The 17,404-nt window shown below is 66.3% G+C and carries 15 protein-coding genes; 1 reads left to right on the top strand and 14 read right to left on the bottom strand.

Annotation, left to right across the window (positions count from 1 at the left end; all coding sequences use genetic code 11):
* Window positions 1-36: 36 nt before the first annotated feature.
* The 4 genes from infB to rimP form a co-directional block, all read right to left on the bottom strand.
* On the bottom strand, window positions 37-2,721 hold the full coding sequence (infB, locus tag HZZ13_RS26560; protein ID WP_197962448.1) for a translation initiation factor IF-2: 2,685 nt from the start codon (window positions 2,719-2,721) through the stop codon (window positions 37-39).
* 70 nt (window positions 2,722-2,791) lie between these two features.
* A complete protein-coding gene (locus HZZ13_RS26555) occupies window positions 2,792-3,475 on the bottom strand; it encodes an RNA-binding protein (RefSeq protein ID WP_197962447.1) in 684 nt (227 codons plus the stop codon).
* Window positions 3,476-3,552: 77 nt separating this feature from the next.
* Window positions 3,553-5,163, bottom strand: coding sequence for a transcription termination factor NusA (gene nusA, locus HZZ13_RS26550; protein ID WP_197962446.1), 1,611 nt, complete (start codon window positions 5,161-5,163; stop codon window positions 3,553-3,555).
* Between the two features lie 2 nt (window positions 5,164-5,165).
* Window positions 5,166-5,921 (bottom strand): ribosome maturation factor RimP, encoded by a 756-nt coding sequence (rimP, locus tag HZZ13_RS26545; protein WP_197962445.1) that lies wholly within the window; start codon window positions 5,919-5,921, stop codon window positions 5,166-5,168.
* Between the two features lie 357 nt (window positions 5,922-6,278).
* On the opposite strand from rimP, the gene HZZ13_RS26540 reads away from it, so the two are divergent.
* Window positions 6,279-7,361, top strand: a complete 1,083-nt coding sequence (locus tag HZZ13_RS26540; protein WP_197962444.1) for a DUF2336 domain-containing protein — start codon at window positions 6,279-6,281, stop codon at window positions 7,359-7,361.
* Window positions 7,362-7,531: 170 nt separating this feature from the next.
* Here the strand turns inward: HZZ13_RS26540 and trmB are convergent, their stop codons facing one another.
* From trmB to HZZ13_RS26490, 10 genes are all read right to left on the bottom strand, one after another.
* The gene (trmB, locus tag HZZ13_RS26535) at window positions 7,532-8,242 is read right to left on the bottom strand and encodes a tRNA (guanosine(46)-N7)-methyltransferase TrmB (protein ID WP_197962443.1); all 711 of its coding nucleotides are present in this window, start codon (window positions 8,240-8,242) and stop codon (window positions 7,532-7,534) included.
* Entirely contained in the window at window positions 8,239-9,396 is a 1,158-nt protein-coding gene (locus HZZ13_RS26530) for a M20 family metallopeptidase (RefSeq protein WP_197962442.1), read from the bottom strand. Before HZZ13_RS26530 ends, trmB begins: the two co-directional genes overlap by 4 nt.
* Before the next feature lie 85 nt (window positions 9,397-9,481).
* Window positions 9,482-9,895, bottom strand: coding sequence for a helix-turn-helix domain-containing protein (locus tag HZZ13_RS26525; RefSeq protein WP_197962441.1), 414 nt, complete (start codon window positions 9,893-9,895; stop codon window positions 9,482-9,484).
* A gap of 221 nt (window positions 9,896-10,116) precedes the next feature.
* On the bottom strand, window positions 10,117-11,730 hold the full coding sequence (gene lnt, locus HZZ13_RS26520; RefSeq protein ID WP_197962440.1) for an apolipoprotein N-acyltransferase: 1,614 nt from the start codon (window positions 11,728-11,730) through the stop codon (window positions 10,117-10,119).
* Complete coding sequence (locus HZZ13_RS26515) at window positions 11,727-12,845, bottom strand: hemolysin family protein (RefSeq protein WP_246504563.1); 1,119 nt, start codon at window positions 12,843-12,845, stop codon at window positions 11,727-11,729. Before HZZ13_RS26515 ends, lnt begins: the two co-directional genes overlap by 4 nt.
* 1 nt (window position 12,846) lies before the next feature.
* Complete coding sequence (ybeY, locus tag HZZ13_RS26510) at window positions 12,847-13,356, bottom strand: rRNA maturation RNase YbeY (RefSeq protein WP_197962438.1); 510 nt, start codon at window positions 13,354-13,356, stop codon at window positions 12,847-12,849.
* Window positions 13,357-13,415: 59 nt separating this feature from the next.
* Window positions 13,416-14,411 (bottom strand): PhoH family protein, encoded by a 996-nt coding sequence (locus HZZ13_RS26505; protein ID WP_197962437.1) that lies wholly within the window; start codon window positions 14,409-14,411, stop codon window positions 13,416-13,418.
* Between the two features lie 64 nt (window positions 14,412-14,475).
* Entirely contained in the window at window positions 14,476-15,870 is a 1,395-nt protein-coding gene (gene miaB, locus HZZ13_RS26500) for a tRNA (N6-isopentenyl adenosine(37)-C2)-methylthiotransferase MiaB (protein WP_197962436.1), read from the bottom strand.
* Between the two features lie 187 nt (window positions 15,871-16,057).
* On the bottom strand, window positions 16,058-16,738 hold the full coding sequence (locus HZZ13_RS26495) for an HAD family hydrolase (RefSeq protein ID WP_197962435.1): 681 nt from the start codon (window positions 16,736-16,738) through the stop codon (window positions 16,058-16,060).
* Window positions 16,739-16,911: 173 nt separating this feature from the next.
* On the bottom strand, window positions 16,912-17,367 hold the full coding sequence (locus tag HZZ13_RS26490; RefSeq protein ID WP_124162454.1) for a Fur family transcriptional regulator: 456 nt from the start codon (window positions 17,365-17,367) through the stop codon (window positions 16,912-16,914).
* Window positions 17,368-17,404 lie beyond the last annotated feature (37 nt).

Raw genomic sequence — 17,404 nt, 5'->3', positions numbered from 1 at the left:
TTCAAAAAGATCCGAACGCTTCGGTAAGATTTGGACTTACAGGGAGCGCTGGATCGTCTCCACGCGATAACACTCGATCACGTCACCGGCACGCATGTCGTGATAGTTCTCGAAGGCCATGCCGCATTCCTGGCCGGACTGCACTTCCTTCACTTCGTCCTTGAAGCGCTTCAGCGTCGATAGCTTGCCTTCGTGCACGACGACGTTGTCGCGGATCAGGCGCACATTGGCGCCGCGTTCCACGGTGCCGTCGGTGACGCGGCAGCCGGCGACCTTGCCGACCTTGGAGATGTTGAAGATCTCCAGGATCTCGGCATTGCCCAGCATGGTTTCGCGCAAGGTCGGCGCGAGCAGGCCGCTCATCGCCTTCTTCACGTCGTCCACGAGGTCGTAGATGATGTTGTAGTAGCGGATTTCGATGCCGTTGCGCTTGGCGGCCGCAGCGGCCTCCTTGTTGGCGCGAACCGAGAAGCCGATGATCGCGGCGTTGAAGCCTTCGGCCAGCGTCACGTCGGATTCCGAGATGCCGCCGACGCCGGCATGCAGGATGCGGGCGGCGACCTCGTCGGTGCCGAGCTTCTCCAGCGAGCCGAGGATGGCTTCGAGCGAACCCTGCACGTCGGCCTTGACGATCAGCGGGAATTCCTTGCGGCCCGCCGTCTTCAATTGCGACATCATCTGCTCGAGCGAGCCGCGCATGCCGGAGATCGAGGCTGCCGCGTTCTCGCGCTTCTGGTGCGCGCGGTAGCTGGTGACCTGGCGGGCGCGGGCTTCGTTCTCGACCACCGCGAGACGGTCGCCGGCCTCCGGCGGGCCGTTGAAGCCGAGCACCTCGACCGGCACCGAGGGGCCGGCCTCCTGCACGGTCTCGCCCTGGTCGGAGATCAACGCGCGGACGCGGCCCATTTCGGCACCCGCGACGATGATGTCGCCGACGCGGAGCGTGCCGCGCTGCACCAGCACGGTCGCGACCGGACCACGGCCGCGATCGAGCTTGGCCTCGATCACCGTGCCTTCGGCCGGACGCTGCGAATTGGTCTTCAGGTCGAGGATTTCGGCCTGCAGCGCGATCATCTCGAGCAGCTTGTCGAGATTGGTCTTGTTCTTGGCGGACACCTCGACGTCGACGACGTCGCCGCCGAACGACTCCACCTGCACCTCGTGCTGGAGCAGCTCGGTGCGCACGCGCTCGGGCTTGGCGTCGGGCTTGTCGATCTTGTTGATGGCAACGATGATCGGCACCCGCGCCGCCTTGGCGTGGTTGATGGCTTCGACCGTCTGCGGCATGACGCCGTCATCGGCCGCGACCACCAGCACGACGATGTCGGTGACCTTGGCGCCGCGGGCGCGCATCGCGGTGAACGCGGCGTGGCCGGGCGTGTCGATGAAGGTGATCTTCTTGCCGCTTTCCGGCGAGACCACCTGGTAGGCGCCGATGTGCTGGGTGATGCCGCCGGCTTCGCCCGAGACGACGTTGGCGTGGCGCAGCGCATCGAGCAGCGACGTCTTGCCGTGGTCGACGTGACCCATCACGGTCACGACCGGCGAACGCGTCTCGGTGTCGGTGGAATCGTCGACGATGTCGAACAGGCCTTCCTCGACGTCGGATGCAGCGACGCGCTTGACGGTGTGGCCGAGCTCTTCGGCGATCAGCTGCGCGGTGTCGGCGTCGATCACGTCGGTGATCTTGTGCATCGCGCCCTGCTTCATCAGCAGGCGGATGACGTCGACCGCGCGCTCGGACATGCGGTTGGCGAGTTCCTGGATGGTGATCGCCTCCGGAATGGTCACTTCGCGGACCAGCTTTTCCTTCGGCTCGTTCGAGGCGTGGCCCTTCAGGCGCTGGGTGCGACGGCGGAACGAGGCGATCGAGCGCTCGCGCACGTCGTCGGCGTTGAGCGCGGTGACGACGGTGAGGCGGCCGCGTTCCTTCTGCGGGCCGGGCTTGTGTGTGGTCTTCGGGGCTGCGGCGGGACGCATCGCGCCGCCGGGACCTCGACGCACCTGGCGCGGAGCCTCGTCGTCCTCAGGCTCGGCCGCAACGGCGGGGCCGCGGCCAGCCGGTCCACCGGGACGCTGCGCGGTCGTCGCTGCAGGGCGCGCCGGCGCGGTTCCCGGGCGTGCCGTCGTGGTGCCCTGGCGCGGCGCAGGCGCGGCCGATGCCGCGGCGGCGGGACGCGGCGCGGCCGGCTGCTCGCCTTCGCCAAAACGCTTCTTGGCCTCGGTCTCGGCCTTGCGCTTGGCTTCGTCCTCGTGGCGATGCCGCTCTTCCTCGGCCTTGCGGCGGGCTTCGGCGGCTTCGCGCTCGGCGCGCTCGGCGGCCTCACGGGCGGCGCGGCGCTGCGCCTCTTCCTCGGCCTGGCGGCGTTCCTCGACCTCGCGCAGCTTGGCATCGGCCAGCGCACTGGCGCGGGCCGAACGCTCGTCCTCGGTCAGGGTTCGCAGCACCACGCCGGAACCTGCGTTGCGCGGCGGCGCGGACGGCGCCGGGCGCGACGGCGCGGCGGGTGCGGCCGGCGCCGGTTTTGCCGTCACCTCAGGTGCATGCGGCTCGGGTCCGTCGCCCATGCGGCGCTTGCCGCGCTTCTCGACCACGACCTGCTTGCTGCGGCCATGGCTGAAGCTCTGGCGCACGGTGCCCGTTTCGACGCGCGGCTTGAGCGATAGCGTCTTGCTCGGAACGCTCAGCTTCTTGTCGCCAGGGGTCTTGGTATCAACCATTCAGCAGTCCTAATCCTGATTTATCAGTGTTGTGCGTTGCCGCACCATCCAATTGGGCCGTCGTTGTCTCTCAGAAATCCTGGCCGGGTTTTTCGACAGTCTTGTCGTCGTCCGCCATCCGGTATCGGACCAGGATCTGGCTACGTGACAGGAATGACTTGCTCGCCGGGCCCGCGAGCAGGGCAGCATGTATCACATTTGACCGGGTCAGTGCCAAATCCAATTCTATCGATTTCAGAGCGGTGACGACGGGAATCTGCGCCTTAGCACCGCGATTCCCGGCATTCTGACGCGCCAGCATGTCCAATTTGCGGATTCCGTCCGCGGCCCCGTCGCTGGCATGGATCAGGACCTCGACCGTTCCTTCCCGAAGGGCGCTCTCGACCTTGCCGAAGCCGGCCACGACCTGACCCGCCTTGGCGGCGATCCCAAGGGCTTCGGTCACGCTCCGGACCAGGAGCGCCTCGATGTCGGTGGGCAGCGTCTGAGGGACGCGCAGCTCGCGCTTGAAGGCTTTGCTAAATTGGTGACGCCGCACCGCTTCCGCAACCATCTTGCGGGAGGCGGTGAGCCACATGCCGCGGCCGGGCAGCTTGCGCTTGAGATCGGGAACTAATTGTCCGTCAGGCGAGACGACGAAGCGGATCAGCTCGTCGATCGGCCGGACCTCGCGGCTGACCGCGCACATGCGCATGGTCGCGGACCTTTCGGTCCGCGGCCCATGGTCGAGTTCGCTGTCAGTGCTGGCGAGCATCCGGGCGACATCCTCCTTCGCCTTCTAAGTCGCGTGTTCTTTACGCAAAACCGGTCTCCACTTTTGCTGAACACGCCTTAAGCCGGCTGATCTTCGGTCGCCTCGGCCTCCTCAGTGGGCTTGGCGAGATCGGCCTCGGTGATCCAGCCGGCCTTGACGCGGGCCTGCATGATCATCGCTTCGGCGTCGTCACGGGAGATGTCGATGCCGTCCAGCGCGCCGGCGTGCTTGGTCGGCTCGCTGCCTTCCTTGCGTTCGGTCCAGCCGACCAGATCGTCGGTGGCGCAGCCGGCGAGGTCCTCGACGGTCTTGATGTCGCTCTCGCCGAACTTCACCAGCATCTTCGAGGTCACGCCGGGCACGTCCTTGAGCGCGTCCTCGACGCCGAGCTCCTTGCGCCTCGCCTCGAGCTCGGCTTCCTGCTGCTCCAGATATTCGCGGGCGCGGTTCTGCAGCTCCTGCGCGGTCTCCTCGTCGAAGCCCTCGATGCCCGCGAGCTCCTTGACGTCGACCATCGCGAGCTCCTCGACCGAGGTGAAGCCTTCGGACGCCAGGAGCTGGCCGACCACCTCATCGACGTTGAGCGATTCCATGAAGACGCGGGTCGAGTTCTCGAAGTCTGCCTGGCGGCGCTCGGATTCCTCCTGCTCGGTCAGGATGTCGATGTCCCAGCCGGTGAGCTGCGAAGCCAGGCGCACGTTCTGGCCGCGGCGGCCGATCGCGAGCGAGAGCTGGTTGTTGGTGTCTGGCACCACGACCTCGATGCGCTCGCGGTCCTCGTCAATGACGACCTTGGAGACTTCCGCCGGTGCCAGCGCGTTGACGACGAAGGTGGCGATGTCGGGCGACCAGGGAATGATGTCGATCTTCTCGCCCTGCAGCTCGTTCACCACGGCTTGCACGCGCGAGCCGCGCATGCCGACGCAGGCGCCGACCGGATCGACCGAGGAATCGCGGGAAATCACGCCGATTTTCGCACGCGAGCCCGGATCGCGGGCCACCGCCTTGATCTCGACGATGCCGTCATAGATCTCCGGCACTTCCTGCGCGAACAACTTCGCCATGAACTGCGGATGGGTGCGGGAGAGGAAGATCTGCGGGCCTCTCGTCTCGCGGCGCACGTCGAAGATGTAGGCGCGGACGCGGTCGCCGTTGCGGAACACCTCGCGCGGCAGCATCTCGTCGCGGCGGATGATGGCTTCGCCGCGGCCGAGATCGACGATCACGCTGCCATATTCGACGCGCTTGACGACGCCGTTGACGATGTCGCCGATGCGGTCCTTGAATTCCTGGTACTGCCGGTCGCGCTCGGCCTCGCGCACCTTCTGCACGATCACCTGCTTGGCCGATTGTGCGGCGATGCGGCCGTATTCCAGCGGCGGCAGGGTGTCGGCGATGGTGTCGCCGACCTGGGCGCCGGGATTGGCGCGCTGCGCGTCCACCAGCGAGATCTGGTTGGCATGGTTTTCAACCTTGTCGACCACCAGCATATGGCGCGACAGCCGCAGCTCGCCCTTCTTCGGGTCGATCTCGGCATGAACGTCAGTCTCGCTGCCGTAACGTGCCCGCGCCGCCTTGGCGATGGCGTCCTCCATCGCCGCGATGACGATGCCGCGGTCGATCGACTTTTCGCGTGCGACGGCGTCCGCGATCTGAAGCAATTCAAGTCGGTTGGCGCTGACTGCCATGGCTAGTCTCCTTGGTCAGGCTCGATCTCGCCGCGCCGCGCGCGTTCGGCGGCAAGGCGATGTTTCTTCGTGTTGGTCGGGGCCGGCTTCTTCTTCGGCCTGGTGTTCTTGGTGGTCTTCTCGCTGATCCTGGCGTGCGGTGCCTGCGGCGGCTCGAGACCGAGATTGCGCCGCATCTCGCGCGCCTCGGCCTTGCCGCGGCGCATGGATTCGGCGATCAGCTCGTCGGTCAGCACCAACCGGGCCTCGCCGATATCCTCCATCGTCAGGAGAACGTCGGCATCGTCGCCAGCCTTGGCATCGTCGCGACGCAGATGCACGCGGTCGCCCTCGACCGCGCCGAGCGTGCCGCGGAAGCGCTTGCGCCCCTCATGCGCGACCGCCATCTCGATCTTGACCAGATGCCCGCAATAGCGCTCGAAATCGGAGCGGCGCACCAGCGGACGGTCGATGCCCGGCGAGGAGATCTCGAGGCGATAGGCGCGGTCGATGGGATCGGCGACGTCGAGCACGGGCGACAGCGCCCGCGAGATCGCCTCGCAATCCTCGATCTGCATCGAGCCGTCCGGCCGCTCGGCCATGATCTGCACGGTGCAGCCGGCTTCCCCGGAAACGCGGATCCGGACCAGGCGGTAGCCCATGCCCTGCAGCACGGGAGTGGCCACCGCGGACACCCGTGCCGCGACGCCGGGCTCGACCACGAGCCGCGGCTCGGCCAGCAATTCGGCATCCTTGGAACCAGGGTTCGGTTCGGTCATGTCCAGGGTCAGGGCGCTCGATGGTTAAGGCTTGGTTACGATTTCAAAGCCCGCTTCGGAACTTTCCCGACGACGCGTCGGGCGCATCTCCCGCCAAGCCGCGTTCAGGTAATAAAAAAGAGCGGGTCCTTGCGGGCCCACTCTCACTACGCGGATCGTATGAGAAGATGAATTGGCGCTGATATAGCGCTTTCCCACACCCCGGACAAGGCCCATTGCAGCGGGAACGGGCCTTTTTGCGCCCGTCTGCGGACCCTGTTCAACGCTTCCTTCATCAAGCCGGCCTAGATTCCCCGATTGTGGGGCGGCTTGAACCAAGGGCGCACCCGCGGCGTGCCCCGTTCGAGTTGCGTTTTCATGACCGTTGCCACGTCGCTCATTCCTGGACTGGACGATATCGTCAAGCGCGGCGATCCGCGCCGCCGCGGCGAGATCGCGCGTGCCATCTCCCAATTGTTCTTTCGGGATGCGGACAAGCTCCGCCCCGAGCTGATCGATCTCTTCGACAATCTCCTGATCGATCTCGTGCCCCATGCCGAGCTCGCCTCGCGCGTCGATCTGGCCGAGCGCTTCTCGCGCCTCAACAACGCGCCGCCGCATCTCGTCAATCAGCTCGCGCGCGAGAACGAGATCATGGTGGCTGGCCCCGTGCTGCGCCGCTCGCCCGTGCTCGATGAGGCGGCTCTGGTCGAGATCGCGCGCCTGAAGGGCCAGGGCCATCTGCTGGCGATGACGGAGCGTCCTGCTTTGTCTCCCGCCGTCACCGACGTGCTGGTCGAGCGCGGCGATCGCGACGTGGTGCGCCGTGCCGCCGGCAATGCCGGTGCGGCGTTCTCGCCAGGAAGCTATTCCGAGATGATCAAGCGCGCGGCGCAGGACGGCGTGCTGACGCTGAAGATCGGCCAGCGCAACGACCTTTCCGGCGAGCACTTGAAGCAGCTGCTGGACGGGACGCTCGACGTCATCCGCCGCCGGCTCTCCACCATGGTCAATCCCGTGCGCCAGGCCGAGATCAAGCGCGCGATGGCGGCGATCGAGGAGGCCGCGCTGCCGCCGGGCCCGCGCCGCGATTTCTCCGCGGCACAGCGCACGGTGCTGACCTTGAATCGCGAGGGCCATCTCGGCGAGAGCGCGCTGCTCGGTTTCGCCAAGGCGCATAAATACGAGGAATCGGTCGCCGCGCTCTCGGCGATGTCGGGCGTTCGCCTCCAGATCCTTGACCGTCTCCTCGCGGGCGACCGCTACGATCCGCTGCTGCTCCTCGGCCGCGTGCTGAACCTCGGCTGGCCCACAGTGCGCGCGCTGATCCTGCTCTGGTACGGCTCGAACCGCACGCCGGCCGATGCCGACATCGAGGCCGCCCGCATCAACTTCACGCGCCTGATGCCGACGACCGCCGAACGCGTCGTGAATTTCTGGCGCAATCGGCAGACGATCTGATCAAAGTTCAGGTCTCACCGTCATGGCCGGGCTTGTCCCGGCCATCCACGTTCTTCGTCCCACGGGAAGAAAGTGCGTGGATGCCCGGGCCTTCGCCTTGCCGAAGCGGCTTCGGCCGCGCAGGCGGGACAAGCCCGGGCATGACGACTGCGGATGGATCGCGCGAAAAGTTACACCCGCCGAAACCGCAAGTACGCCGCCTTGCGCCCCTCGCGCGCGGCCTTCCGGCCGTAGCGCGTCATGGTGTAGCCCGGCCATGGCTGCCGGAAATCGTCGGCGCGTTCGGCGAGCCAGACGAAGTCGGGCGAGCGCGCAAGATGCAACAAGGTCCAGGCGCAGTAATCGTCGATGTCGCAGACGAAGCGGAATTCGCCGTTCGGCTTGAGCACGCGCGCCATCGCCGCGATGGTGCGGTCCTGGACGAAACGCCGCTTCCAGTGTCGCCGCTTCGGCCAGGGATCGGGATGGATCAGGTCGATCCGCGACAGCGACTCCCTGGGCAGCCAGGCGAGTAGCTCGGCGGCATCGCCCGCGAACAGGCGGATGTTGCCGATGTTGGCCGCCTCGATCTGCGCGAGGATCTTGGCCATCCCGTTGACATAGGGCTCGCAGCCGATGAAGCCGGTGGCGGGAAAGTTTTGCGCCTCGGCCGCCAGATGCTCGCCGCCGCCGAAGCCGATCTCGAGCCTGACGTCGTTGCTTGCGGGATCGAAGATGTCGCGGGCGTCCGCCGGCGCCTTGCGGTCGATGTCGAGGGCAAGATGCGGCAGCAGCTGCTCGATCAATCCGGCCTGGTGTTGCCTCAGCTTGTGGCCCTTGCGGCGCCCGAAGAAGGCGCGCTCGCTGTCGTCGCGGTCGTGGCTTGATTTACGTTCGCTCATCGCAGCGTCTGATAAAGCCGATGAAGCAGCCGCGCGCGCGGTGCGAGCGAGGAGACATAGAGCTGCTCATAATGGGTGTGTGCACCCTTGCCGTCGACGCCGAGCCCGTCGAGCGTCGCGGTGAAGGGAGCGGTGAAATTGCCGTCCGAGCCGCCGCCGGTATGGGTGTCGATCAGCTCCAAGCCGATCTCGCTGGCGAGCGTCCTGGCATGCTCGTACAGCGAGGCGCCGGCATTGCTCTTCTCGTAAGGCGGCCGGTTGAGCTCGCCGGTGACCGTGACGGTGACGCCGTCGGTCTTCGATCTCAGCCCGAGGATCTTGCCGACGAACTCGTCTGCGTCCCTGAGGCTCACGACGCGCAGGTCGACTTCCGCATAGGCGTCCTCGGGCGTGACGTTGGGACGCGTGCCGCCGCGCACCACGCCGACATTGACGGTCACGCCGCGCGCCAGATCGTTCATTCCTTCCAGCGCCAGGATGATGTTGCCGAGCTCGCGGACGGCGCTGCGGCCGTCTTCGGGCCGCGAGCCGGCATGCGCGGGCACCCCCTTGATGGACACCCGGAAGCGCCCGACGCCCTTGCGCCCGGTGACGATCTTGCCGCCGTCGCGCGCCGGCTCGGTCACCAGCACATATTTGGCCTTGCGCCCTTCCGTCTCGATCAGCGCACGCGACGTCGGGCTGCCGATCTCCTCGTCGGACGTGAACAGATGCGTGATGCCGAGCGGCGGGCGATCGCCCGTCGCGCAAAGCGCGCGGAAGGCGTGGTGCGCGATGTAGGCGCCGCCCTTCATGTCGTAGATGCCCGGACCGAACGCGACGTCGCCTTCGACCTTGAACGGCAGGCGCTCGATGAAGCCGATGGGATGGACGGTATCGAGATGGCTCAGCACCAGGATGCCCGGCTGATCCTGCCCCCAATTCGTGCGCGCCACGAGATGGTCGCCGCAGCCGTCCGTGCCGGCGATGCGTTCCAGCGTGACGGGCAGATCGCGGTACTGCTCCGCGACCACGGACACCAGCTTGTTGACCTGTTCAGGTGCTTCCGTCGGCGTCTCGATCTCCACCCAGCGGCGGATGCCATCGAGAATAGTTTGCGGATCGAACCAATTGGAGCCGGTCATGGACGCATCTGTGCCTTTGAATCGCATCATCGAAGCGGACGCGCATCAAAGCGCGGTCGTCAATGACGACATAGGCCAGATTTGATGCAGTCTCAAATCGCCGTTGAGATGGCGTTCAGCGCTTGTCGGGGCCTTCGCGGGCCGCAATCTGCTCGACGAGATCGACGATCGAGCGGCGCATCTTCGAATCGGCGATTCGCGTGAACGCCTTGGTCAAAGCGAGCCCTTCGGAGGTGGCGAGAAAGTCCGAGACGTAAGAGGGCGAGGCGCCTTCGCTGAAGCCTTCCGGTCCCGGCACGCCGCTCGGGCCGCCCTCGAACAGGAAGGACACCGGCACCTGGAGAATCTCGGCGATCTGCTGGATGCGGCTCGCACCGACCCGGTTGGTGCCCTTCTCGTACTTCTGAATCTGCTGGAAAGTCAGGCCCAAAGCTTCGCCGAGCTTTTCCTGGCTCATGCCCAACATGATGCGGCGCATGCGCACGCGACTGCCGACATATTTGTCAACAGGGTTGGGCGCTTTCGACATTTCCTCAGCCCTCCAAGAACCACCTTCAGCGCAATGATCAAACATGCCTCGGGTGCAACATCGTCAAAAACCAGAACCCTGTTATTGGGAAACATTGCGGAGAAATTTAGCAACGTACCGCTGTCTTTCGCAGCTGGTGCAGAATGGGGAGCCTGCGTGCAGTCTGTCAACCGTGGGACTACGGTTGTCAAAGGATTCCGGCCGCTGCGGCGGCGGTGCGATCAGGGCTTGCGTTTGCCTGTTGGTCGGCGGACCGCCAACAGCACGGCCACCGCGACGAGCATGGCTGCGGGCGCATCACCCAACCGTGCATAAACGGTCGGTGGGATCGCGGCCGGCAGGTTTGCGTCCAAAATGCCTTCGAGGCCGAGACCGAGGCTCGCAGTGGTGCGGCCGACCGGATCGATCACTGCGGAGATGCCGGTATTGGCCGAGCGGACCAGCGGCAATCCGAGCTCGATCGCGCGCATCCGCGACTGCTCCAGGTGCTGGTAGGGGCCGGTCGAGATGCCGAACCAGCCGTCATTGGTGAGGTTCACGATCCAGCCCGGACGTTCGCTCCGTCCCGCCACTTCGCCGGGAAAGATCGCCTCGTAGCAGATCAGCGGCAGTGCGGGCGGCGCGCCGGCGACGGGGAGCGCATGCCGCACGGTCCCTGGAATGAAGCCGCCGCGCACACGCGTCAGTTGCTCGAAACCGAGCTTCTCCATCAACGACTGATAGGGAAGAAATTCTCCGAACGGGACCAGATGCAGCTTGTCGTACACGGCGAGCACGCTGCCGTCGTGATCGATGACGTAGATCGAGTTGTAGGCGCGCGTGATCGGCGTGCCTCGCGGCACATCGGGCGCACGGACCGATCCGGTGATCAGCACGGTGCCCTTCGGCAAGAGATCGGCGATTTGCGCCATAGCGTCGGCTTCGCGGGTCAGGAAGAACGGAAAGGCGGATTCCGGCCAGATCAGGATGGTGGCGTCGCGCACGCCGGTCGATTGCGGGCCGGAGGCGCGGTCCGACAGTGCAAGGTATTTCTTCATCACCTCCGGCTTGGCGGCGTAGTTGAATTTCGCGTCCTGCTGCAGGTTGGGCTGCATCAGGCGCAACTTGGCGCCGGATAGGGTCGTGGTCGGATGCAGCGACAGGCGGATAGCGCCGAAGATGCTCATGACGAAGAGGAGCGCGAGGGCCGCGGCCGGCACCCGCCATAGCAGGCGGCGATCGGGCGTGCGGTCGATCAGCGTTGCCGGGCTCGCGAAGATCGCAATTGTCAGGAACGTCATGCCCCACAGGCCGATCAGCGAGGCGGTCTGCGCCAGCGGCAATGGCTCGGACAGCGCATAGCCGAACGTGTTCCAGGGAAAGCCGGTCAGCGCATGGCCGCGCAGCCATTCGCTGATGGTGAGGCTCGCTGCGAGCGCCAGCACGCGCGTGGCGTTCTTGCTCCAGAGCAGGCGCGCCAGCGCAAAGCCGATCGCCGTGAAGATCGCAAGATAGGCCGGCAGGCCCAGCACCGCGAACGGCGTCAGCCAGGCGAATGTGTCGGCCTCGACGAAGAAGGCGTAGCCGATCCAGTAGAGGCCGGGCACGAAATAGCCGAGCCCGAACCAGTATCCGGTCAGGGCGGCGGCGGGGACGCCGCCATAGCGGCCGGCCCCGGCGCCGTCGATCAGCCAGACCAGCACCGGGAAGGTGATGAACAGCACCGGAAACAGGTTGAATGGCGCCAGCGCCAGCACCGACAGCGCTCCGCACCCCATGGCGATGATGGCGCGCTGCCATCCCCAGGTGAGGATGATGGCAAGCGCAATTTGCCGAAGGCGCTGCGATGGGCTCACTGCGGGGCGGCCCCGTCGCGCGGTGGCGATGTCGGCGTGTCGCTGGCCGGCGCTTGTCCGCTCTCCGGCGTGGCGTCACGCCGCCGGCTCTCGCGCTGGGTGCGGGGCGCCGGGCGCTCCTTCCGCGTCGCGATGCGCAGCCGCTTGACGCGGCGCGGATCGGCATCGAGCACCTCGACCTCGTAATTGCCGGGGCCGGAGATCACCTCGCCGCGCACCGGCAGGCGCCCGACGAAGCTGACGAGATAGCCGCCGAGCGTCTCCACCTCCTCGCCGGCCTCGCCGGTGACGAAATCCTCGCCGATCACGGAGCGGACGTCGTCGAGGCTGGCGCGGGCGTCGGCGATGAAGGCGTTGTCGGGCAGGCGTACGATCGAGGGCGGCTCGTCGCTGTCGTGCTCGTCGTCGATCTCCCCGACGATCTGCTCGACGATGTCCTCGATCGAGACCAGCCCGTCGCTGCCGCCATATTCGTCCACCACCAGCGCCAGATGGATGCGCGAGGCCTGCATCTGCGCGAGCAGGTCGATCGCCCGCATCGACGGCGGCACGTAGAGCAGCTTGCGGATGATGTGCGCCTCGTGAAGCGGCAGCGCGAGATCGACCGCGCGCAAATCGAGCCCGGCCGGCAGCGGCTTCTTGCGCTTGGTCTTGGTGGCTTCCGACACGCGGGCGCGCGCGGTCATGAAGGCGAGCAGGTCGCGGATGTGGACGATGCCGACGGGATCGTCGAGCGTTTCGTTGAAGACCACGAGGCGCGAATGGCCGGCGCTCTCGAAGCGGTCCATCAACTCCCCGAGCGGGATGTCGCGCTTCACGGCGATGATGTCGGCGCGATGCACCATGACGTCGGCGATGCGGCGCTCGTGCAGGCCGAGGATGTTGCGCAGCATGGTGCGCTCGACCGCGGAGAAGCCGGTGTCGTCGGGCGTCGAGGCGTCGAGCACGACCTGGAGGTCGTCGCGCACCGAGCCCGCCCTCCAGCCGAACAGCGTGCGGATGGCGCGCAGCAGCCAGCTTTCTGCGCTCGGGCGCAGCACCTCGCCCGGCGTCACCACGGCCGGCAGGTTGGCGGTGGTGCGGGGATTGTCGTGGATAGGCTCGGAATCCGGCATCTCAGTGCGTCCCCGGGCGGTCGGCATAGGGATCGGGGATGCCGAGATGGGCGAGGATCTCGGTTTCGAGCGCTTCCATCTCCTCGGCGTCGTCGTCGTTGTCGTGGTCGTAGCCGATCAGGTGCAGGAAGCCGTGCACGGCGAGGTGGCTCAGATGATGGTCGAACGGCTTGTGTTCCTCGTCCGCCTCGCGCCGCATGGTCTCGTAGGCGATCGCGATGTCGCCGAGCATGCGCGGCGCATCGCCCGGCTTCCGCGCGCCCTCGGGCTGGAGCGCGGGGAACGACAGCACGTTGGTCGGCTTGTCGATGCCGCGCCAATTGCTGTTGAGCGTGCGGATGCCGGCGTCATCGGTCAGCATCACGGCCACTTCCGCGTCGGCAACGTCCGCCTCGACGCTCTCGGCGGCCGCCGCCAGTGCGCGCTGGATCACGGCTTCAGAATCGGGCTCGCGCTGCCAGCAATCGGCGACGACGAGCACCTCGGTCATGGGAAGGTTGGAGTGGGACATTGTGTTGTTTCGGACGAGGGGCGCCGTGCTCGCGCCCTCTTTGGTCCGGTGTTACCTCGTCAGGATTGACCGGTAGCCGACCGCTGCGGCGGCCCTTCGTAGGCAGCGACGATCCGCGCCACGAGCTCGTGGCGGATCACGTCCTCCGCCTTGAAATGAACTTGGGCGATGCCCTCGACGCCGTTCAGGAGGCGGGTCGCCTCGGCCAGGCCCGAGGTCTGGCCGTTCGGCAGGTCGATCTGCGAGGGATCGCCGGTGACGATCATGCGGCTGTTCTCGCCGAGACGCGTCAGGAACATCTTCATCTGCATCGACGTGGTGTTCTGGGCCTCGTCCAGGATGATGGCGGCGTTCGTCAGCGTGCGGCCGCGCATGAAGGCGAGCGGCGCGATCTCGATCTCGCCGGTCTGCAGCGCGCGCTCGACGATGCGTGCGTCCATGAGGTCGTAGAGCGCATCATAGATCGGCCGCAGATAAGGATCGACCTTCTCGCGGAGATCGCCGGGCAGAAAGCCGAGCCGCTCGCCGGCTTCCACCGCCGGACGCGACAGGATGATGCGGTCGACCTCCTTGCGCTCGAACAGCTGCGCGGCATGCGCGACGGCGAGCCAGGTCTTGCCGGTGCCGGCCGGACCGATGCCGAACACCAGCTCGTGCCGCTTCAACGCGCGGATATAGGAATCCTGCGCGGCCGTGCGCGCGCGCACCGGGCGCTTGCGCAAATTGATGCTGTCGAAGGTCGACTTGGCCGATTTGGCGTCGAACTCGAACAGCGAGCCCTGCGCGATCACGGCGCGGATGGCGCCCTCCACCTCGCCCTGGTCGAGATCCTGCCCCTTCACGGCCTGCGAGTAGAGCATCTCCAGCACCCGGCGCGCGGCGTCGCAGCCGTCGCGGGTGCCGCCGATCGTGATGTGGTTGCCCTTGGAATCGACCACGACGCCGAGCCGCCGCTCGATCTGCGCCAGGTGCTGGCCGTACGGGCCGACCAGCGCGGAAGCGGCGCGGTTGTCGTCGAAGTCGATGACGACCTGGGTCTCGGGCGGAACTTGCATGTCGCGGTCAAATTTGCGGCTGGGAGCGAACGAAGACGAATCCGATGCGCTTTTGGGCAAGGGTTCAGGCTCCACTGGCTTGCGATAAAGCGGGCTCGCGCGCCTTGCGCGGCGTTACGAGCTCGCCGAGAAAACTGTAGCGCTCGAGGCTGTCGATCCTGACCGGCAGGATCTGTCCGATGATGTCGGGCGGGGCCATCACATGGGCGGGCTGGAGGTAGGCGGTGCGGCCCACGATCTGGCCCTGCTTGCGCGCCGGACGCTCGAACAGCACGTCGACCGTTGAGCCAATCGCGGCCTTGTTAAAGGCCGATTGCTGGCTGTCGATCAGTTCCTGGAGCCGCTCCAATCGCTGGTCCATCTCGGCGGGGGACACCGTCTCCTGCATGTCCGCGGCCGGCGTTCCCGGCCGGGCGGAGTATTTGAACGAATAGGCCGCAGCGTAGCCGATTTGCGTGACAAGCGCGAGGGTGGCGAGAAAATCTTGCTCGCTCTCGCCCGGAAAGCCGACGATGAAATCCGATGAGAAAGCAATGTCTTGGCGTGCGGTACGGAAACGGTCGATGACCCGCCGGTAATCATCGGCGGTATGTTTGCGGTTCATGGCCGCCAAAATCCGGTCCGAGCCCGACTGCACCGGCAGGTGCACGAACGGCATCAGGGCACCGAGGTCGCGATGGGCCGCGATCAGGCTGTCGTCGACATCGCGGGGGTGGCTGGTCGAATAGCGCAGCCGCGCGACCCCCGGAATCGCCGCCAGATGTTCGAGCAATCGGCCGAGCGGCCAGGTTTTTCCGTCCGGCCCCTCGCCGTGATAGGCGTTGACGTTCTGTCCGATCAGCGTGAGCTCGCGCACGCCGTTGTCGGCGAGCCGCTTCACGTCGTCGACGATCTTCGCCACCGGGCGCGAGACTTCGGCGCCGCGCGTGTAGGGCACGACGCAGAAGGTGCAGAACTTGTCGCAGCCTTCCTGCACGGTGACGAAGGCGGAAATGCCGCGCGCGCGGATCGCATCGGGCTTGGGCTGGGCCAGGAAGCCGAATTTGTCCTCGGCCGGAAATTCGGTCTCGATCGCGCGGCCTTCGTCGTCGGCGCGCTTCAACAGCTCCGGCAGATGATGATAGCTCTGCGGGCCCACCACGACGTCGACCACGGGCGCGCGGCGCACGATCTCCTCGCCCTCGGCCTGCGCCACGCAGCCCGCCACCGCGATTTGCATCGCGCGGCCTGCACGCGCAGCCTCGTCCTTGGCGAGGCGCAGGCGGCCGAGCTCGGAATAGACCTTCTCCGAGGCCTTCTCGCGGATATGGCAGGTGTTGAGGATGACGAGGTCGGCATCCTCCGCGCTCGCCGTCTCCACGAATCCTTCCGGGGCCAGCGTGTCCACCATGCGCTGGGCATCGTAGACGTTCATCTGGCAGCCATATGATTTGATGTGCAGCTTGCGCGGCGGCGTCATGGAACCCGAAATGGAGGTGGAGGACGGTCCTCAGATATAGGCTGGAGGGCCGAAAATCCAGCGAATGCGGCCATTTGCGCCGTCATTCCGGGGCGCGCGCAGCGCGAACCCGGAATCTCGCGCCAAAACCTCCGGATTTCGCCGTTCACGCGCGCGCGTGCCCCGGAATGACGGTCCGGGGCAACAATCAGCCAGCCAGAGCGTCCGCCTCGACCCGCCGCACCAGCTCCGGCAGCTGATGCATGTCGGCAAAGAGCAGGTCGGCGCCGGCCTGGCGCAGCGTCTCGGCATAGCCGTCGCGGCAATGGCTGCCCCCGTAAAAGCCGAACACGGTCATGCCGGCGGCGCGGGCGCCGGCGATGCCGGCCAGGCTGTCCTCGATCACGACGCAGCGCTCGGGCGGCACCCCCATTTGGCTCGCCGCGAACAGGAACAGGTCCGGCGCCGGCTTGCCGTTCTTGACCTGCGAGGCCGAGAAGATATTTGGCGCGAGGCGCTCGTGCAGCCCGGTGCTCCCGAGGCTCACGCGCATGCGCTGGTGCGAGCCGCTCGAGGCGACGCAGACGGCTTGCGTGACGACATCGAGCACGTCGTGGATGCCGCGGATCGCTTCGAGGTCGGCCTCGAACGAACGGAACAGCTCGTCCTGCAGATCGCCATGATAGGCCTCGGGCAGCTTGCGGCCGAGCTCGGTCTCGATCTCCAGATTGGCCTGCTTTGTCGAGCGGCCAAGGAAGCGCGCGAACACCTGCTCCGACGTGATCGGATAGCCGTGCCGCGTCAGCACATCGGCATGTGCACGACAGGAGATCACCTCGCTGTCCACGAGCACGCCGTCGCAATCGAAGATGATGAGGTCGATGGGCATTCAGTTCATCGCACGGGCGGTGCAACCTCTCCCATCGGGAGAGGTCGGCGCGAAGCGCCGGGTGAGGGGTTTCGCTCTCTCGTGGGACCTGTGCCCCCTCACCCGATTTGCTGCGCAAATCGACCTCTCCCCAACGGGGAGAGGTGAAGAGAGCGCGCCGAATGGTAGGTTCATCAATTCGTCGGCTTGTCGTCGTCGAGCGGGACGCAATAGAGCTCGAGCCGGTGATCGACCAGACGATAGCCGAGCTTGCGGGCGATCTCCGCCTGCAGCTTCTCGATCTCCTCCGAGGTGAACTCGATCACCTTGCCGTCGCGCAGATTGATCAGGTGGTCGTGGTGGCTGTCGCGCATCTGCTCGTAGCGCGCGCGGCCCTCGCGGAAATCGTGGCGCTCGATGATGCCGGCGTCCTCGAACAGTTTCACGGTACGATAGACCGTCGAGATCGAAATCTTGTCGTCGACCGCAACGCAGCGCCGGTACAGTTCCTCGACATCGGGATGATCGATCGCTTCCGCCAGCACGCGGGCGATGACGCGGCGCTGCTCGGTCATGCGCATGCCCGTTGCGGCGCAGCGCGCCTCGATATCGGACGCCTTGGATGCAGAAGAATGTTTCAGTGTGGTCATAGCGTTGTCTGCCTGGCGGGCGCTTTCTGCCACCGAT

Origin of the sequence: Bradyrhizobium agreste (genome assembly GCF_016031625.1) — a bacterium.
GTDB classification, from domain to species: domain Bacteria; phylum Pseudomonadota; class Alphaproteobacteria; order Rhizobiales; family Xanthobacteraceae; genus Bradyrhizobium; species Bradyrhizobium agreste.
The sequence above is the reverse complement of the archived record's forward strand: the minus strand, read 5'-3'. Positions and strand labels throughout refer to the sequence as shown.

Excerpts from the sequence above, each read along its gene's own strand:
- HZZ13_RS26515 (WP_246504563.1), bottom strand. The coding sequence starts at position 12,845 with ATGCCGGATTCCGAGCCTATCCACGACAATCCCCGCACCACCGCCAAC.
- HZZ13_RS26525 (WP_197962441.1), bottom strand. The coding sequence starts at position 9,895 with ATGTCGAAAGCGCCCAACCCTGTTGACAAATATGTCGGCAGTCGCGTG.
- ybeY (WP_197962438.1), bottom strand. The coding sequence starts at position 13,356 with ATGTCCCACTCCAACCTTCCCATGACCGAGGTGCTCGTCGTCGCCGAT.
- HZZ13_RS26495 (WP_197962435.1), bottom strand. The coding sequence starts at position 16,738 with ATGCCCATCGACCTCATCATCTTCGATTGCGACGGCGTGCTCGTGGAC.
- infB (WP_197962448.1), bottom strand. The coding sequence starts at position 2,721 with ATGGTTGATACCAAGACCCCTGGCGACAAGAAGCTGAGCGTTCCGAGC.
- miaB (WP_197962436.1), bottom strand. The coding sequence starts at position 15,870 with ATGACGCCGCCGCGCAAGCTGCACATCAAATCATATGGCTGCCAGATG.
- HZZ13_RS26530 (WP_197962442.1), bottom strand. The coding sequence starts at position 9,396 with ATGATGCGATTCAAAGGCACAGATGCGTCCATGACCGGCTCCAATTGG.
- HZZ13_RS26505 (WP_197962437.1), bottom strand. The coding sequence starts at position 14,411 with ATGCAAGTTCCGCCCGAGACCCAGGTCGTCATCGACTTCGACGACAAC.
- HZZ13_RS26540 (WP_197962444.1), top strand. The coding sequence starts at position 6,279 with ATGACCGTTGCCACGTCGCTCATTCCTGGACTGGACGATATCGTCAAG.
- HZZ13_RS26490 (WP_124162454.1), bottom strand. The coding sequence starts at position 17,367 with ATGACCACACTGAAACATTCTTCTGCATCCAAGGCGTCCGATATCGAG.
- nusA (WP_197962446.1), bottom strand. The coding sequence starts at position 5,163 with ATGGCAGTCAGCGCCAACCGACTTGAATTGCTTCAGATCGCGGACGCC.
- trmB (WP_197962443.1), bottom strand. The coding sequence starts at position 8,242 with ATGAGCGAACGTAAATCAAGCCACGACCGCGACGACAGCGAGCGCGCC.
- rimP (WP_197962445.1), bottom strand. The coding sequence starts at position 5,921 with ATGACCGAACCGAACCCTGGTTCCAAGGATGCCGAATTGCTGGCCGAG.
- HZZ13_RS26555 (WP_197962447.1), bottom strand. The coding sequence starts at position 3,475 with ATGCTCGCCAGCACTGACAGCGAACTCGACCATGGGCCGCGGACCGAA.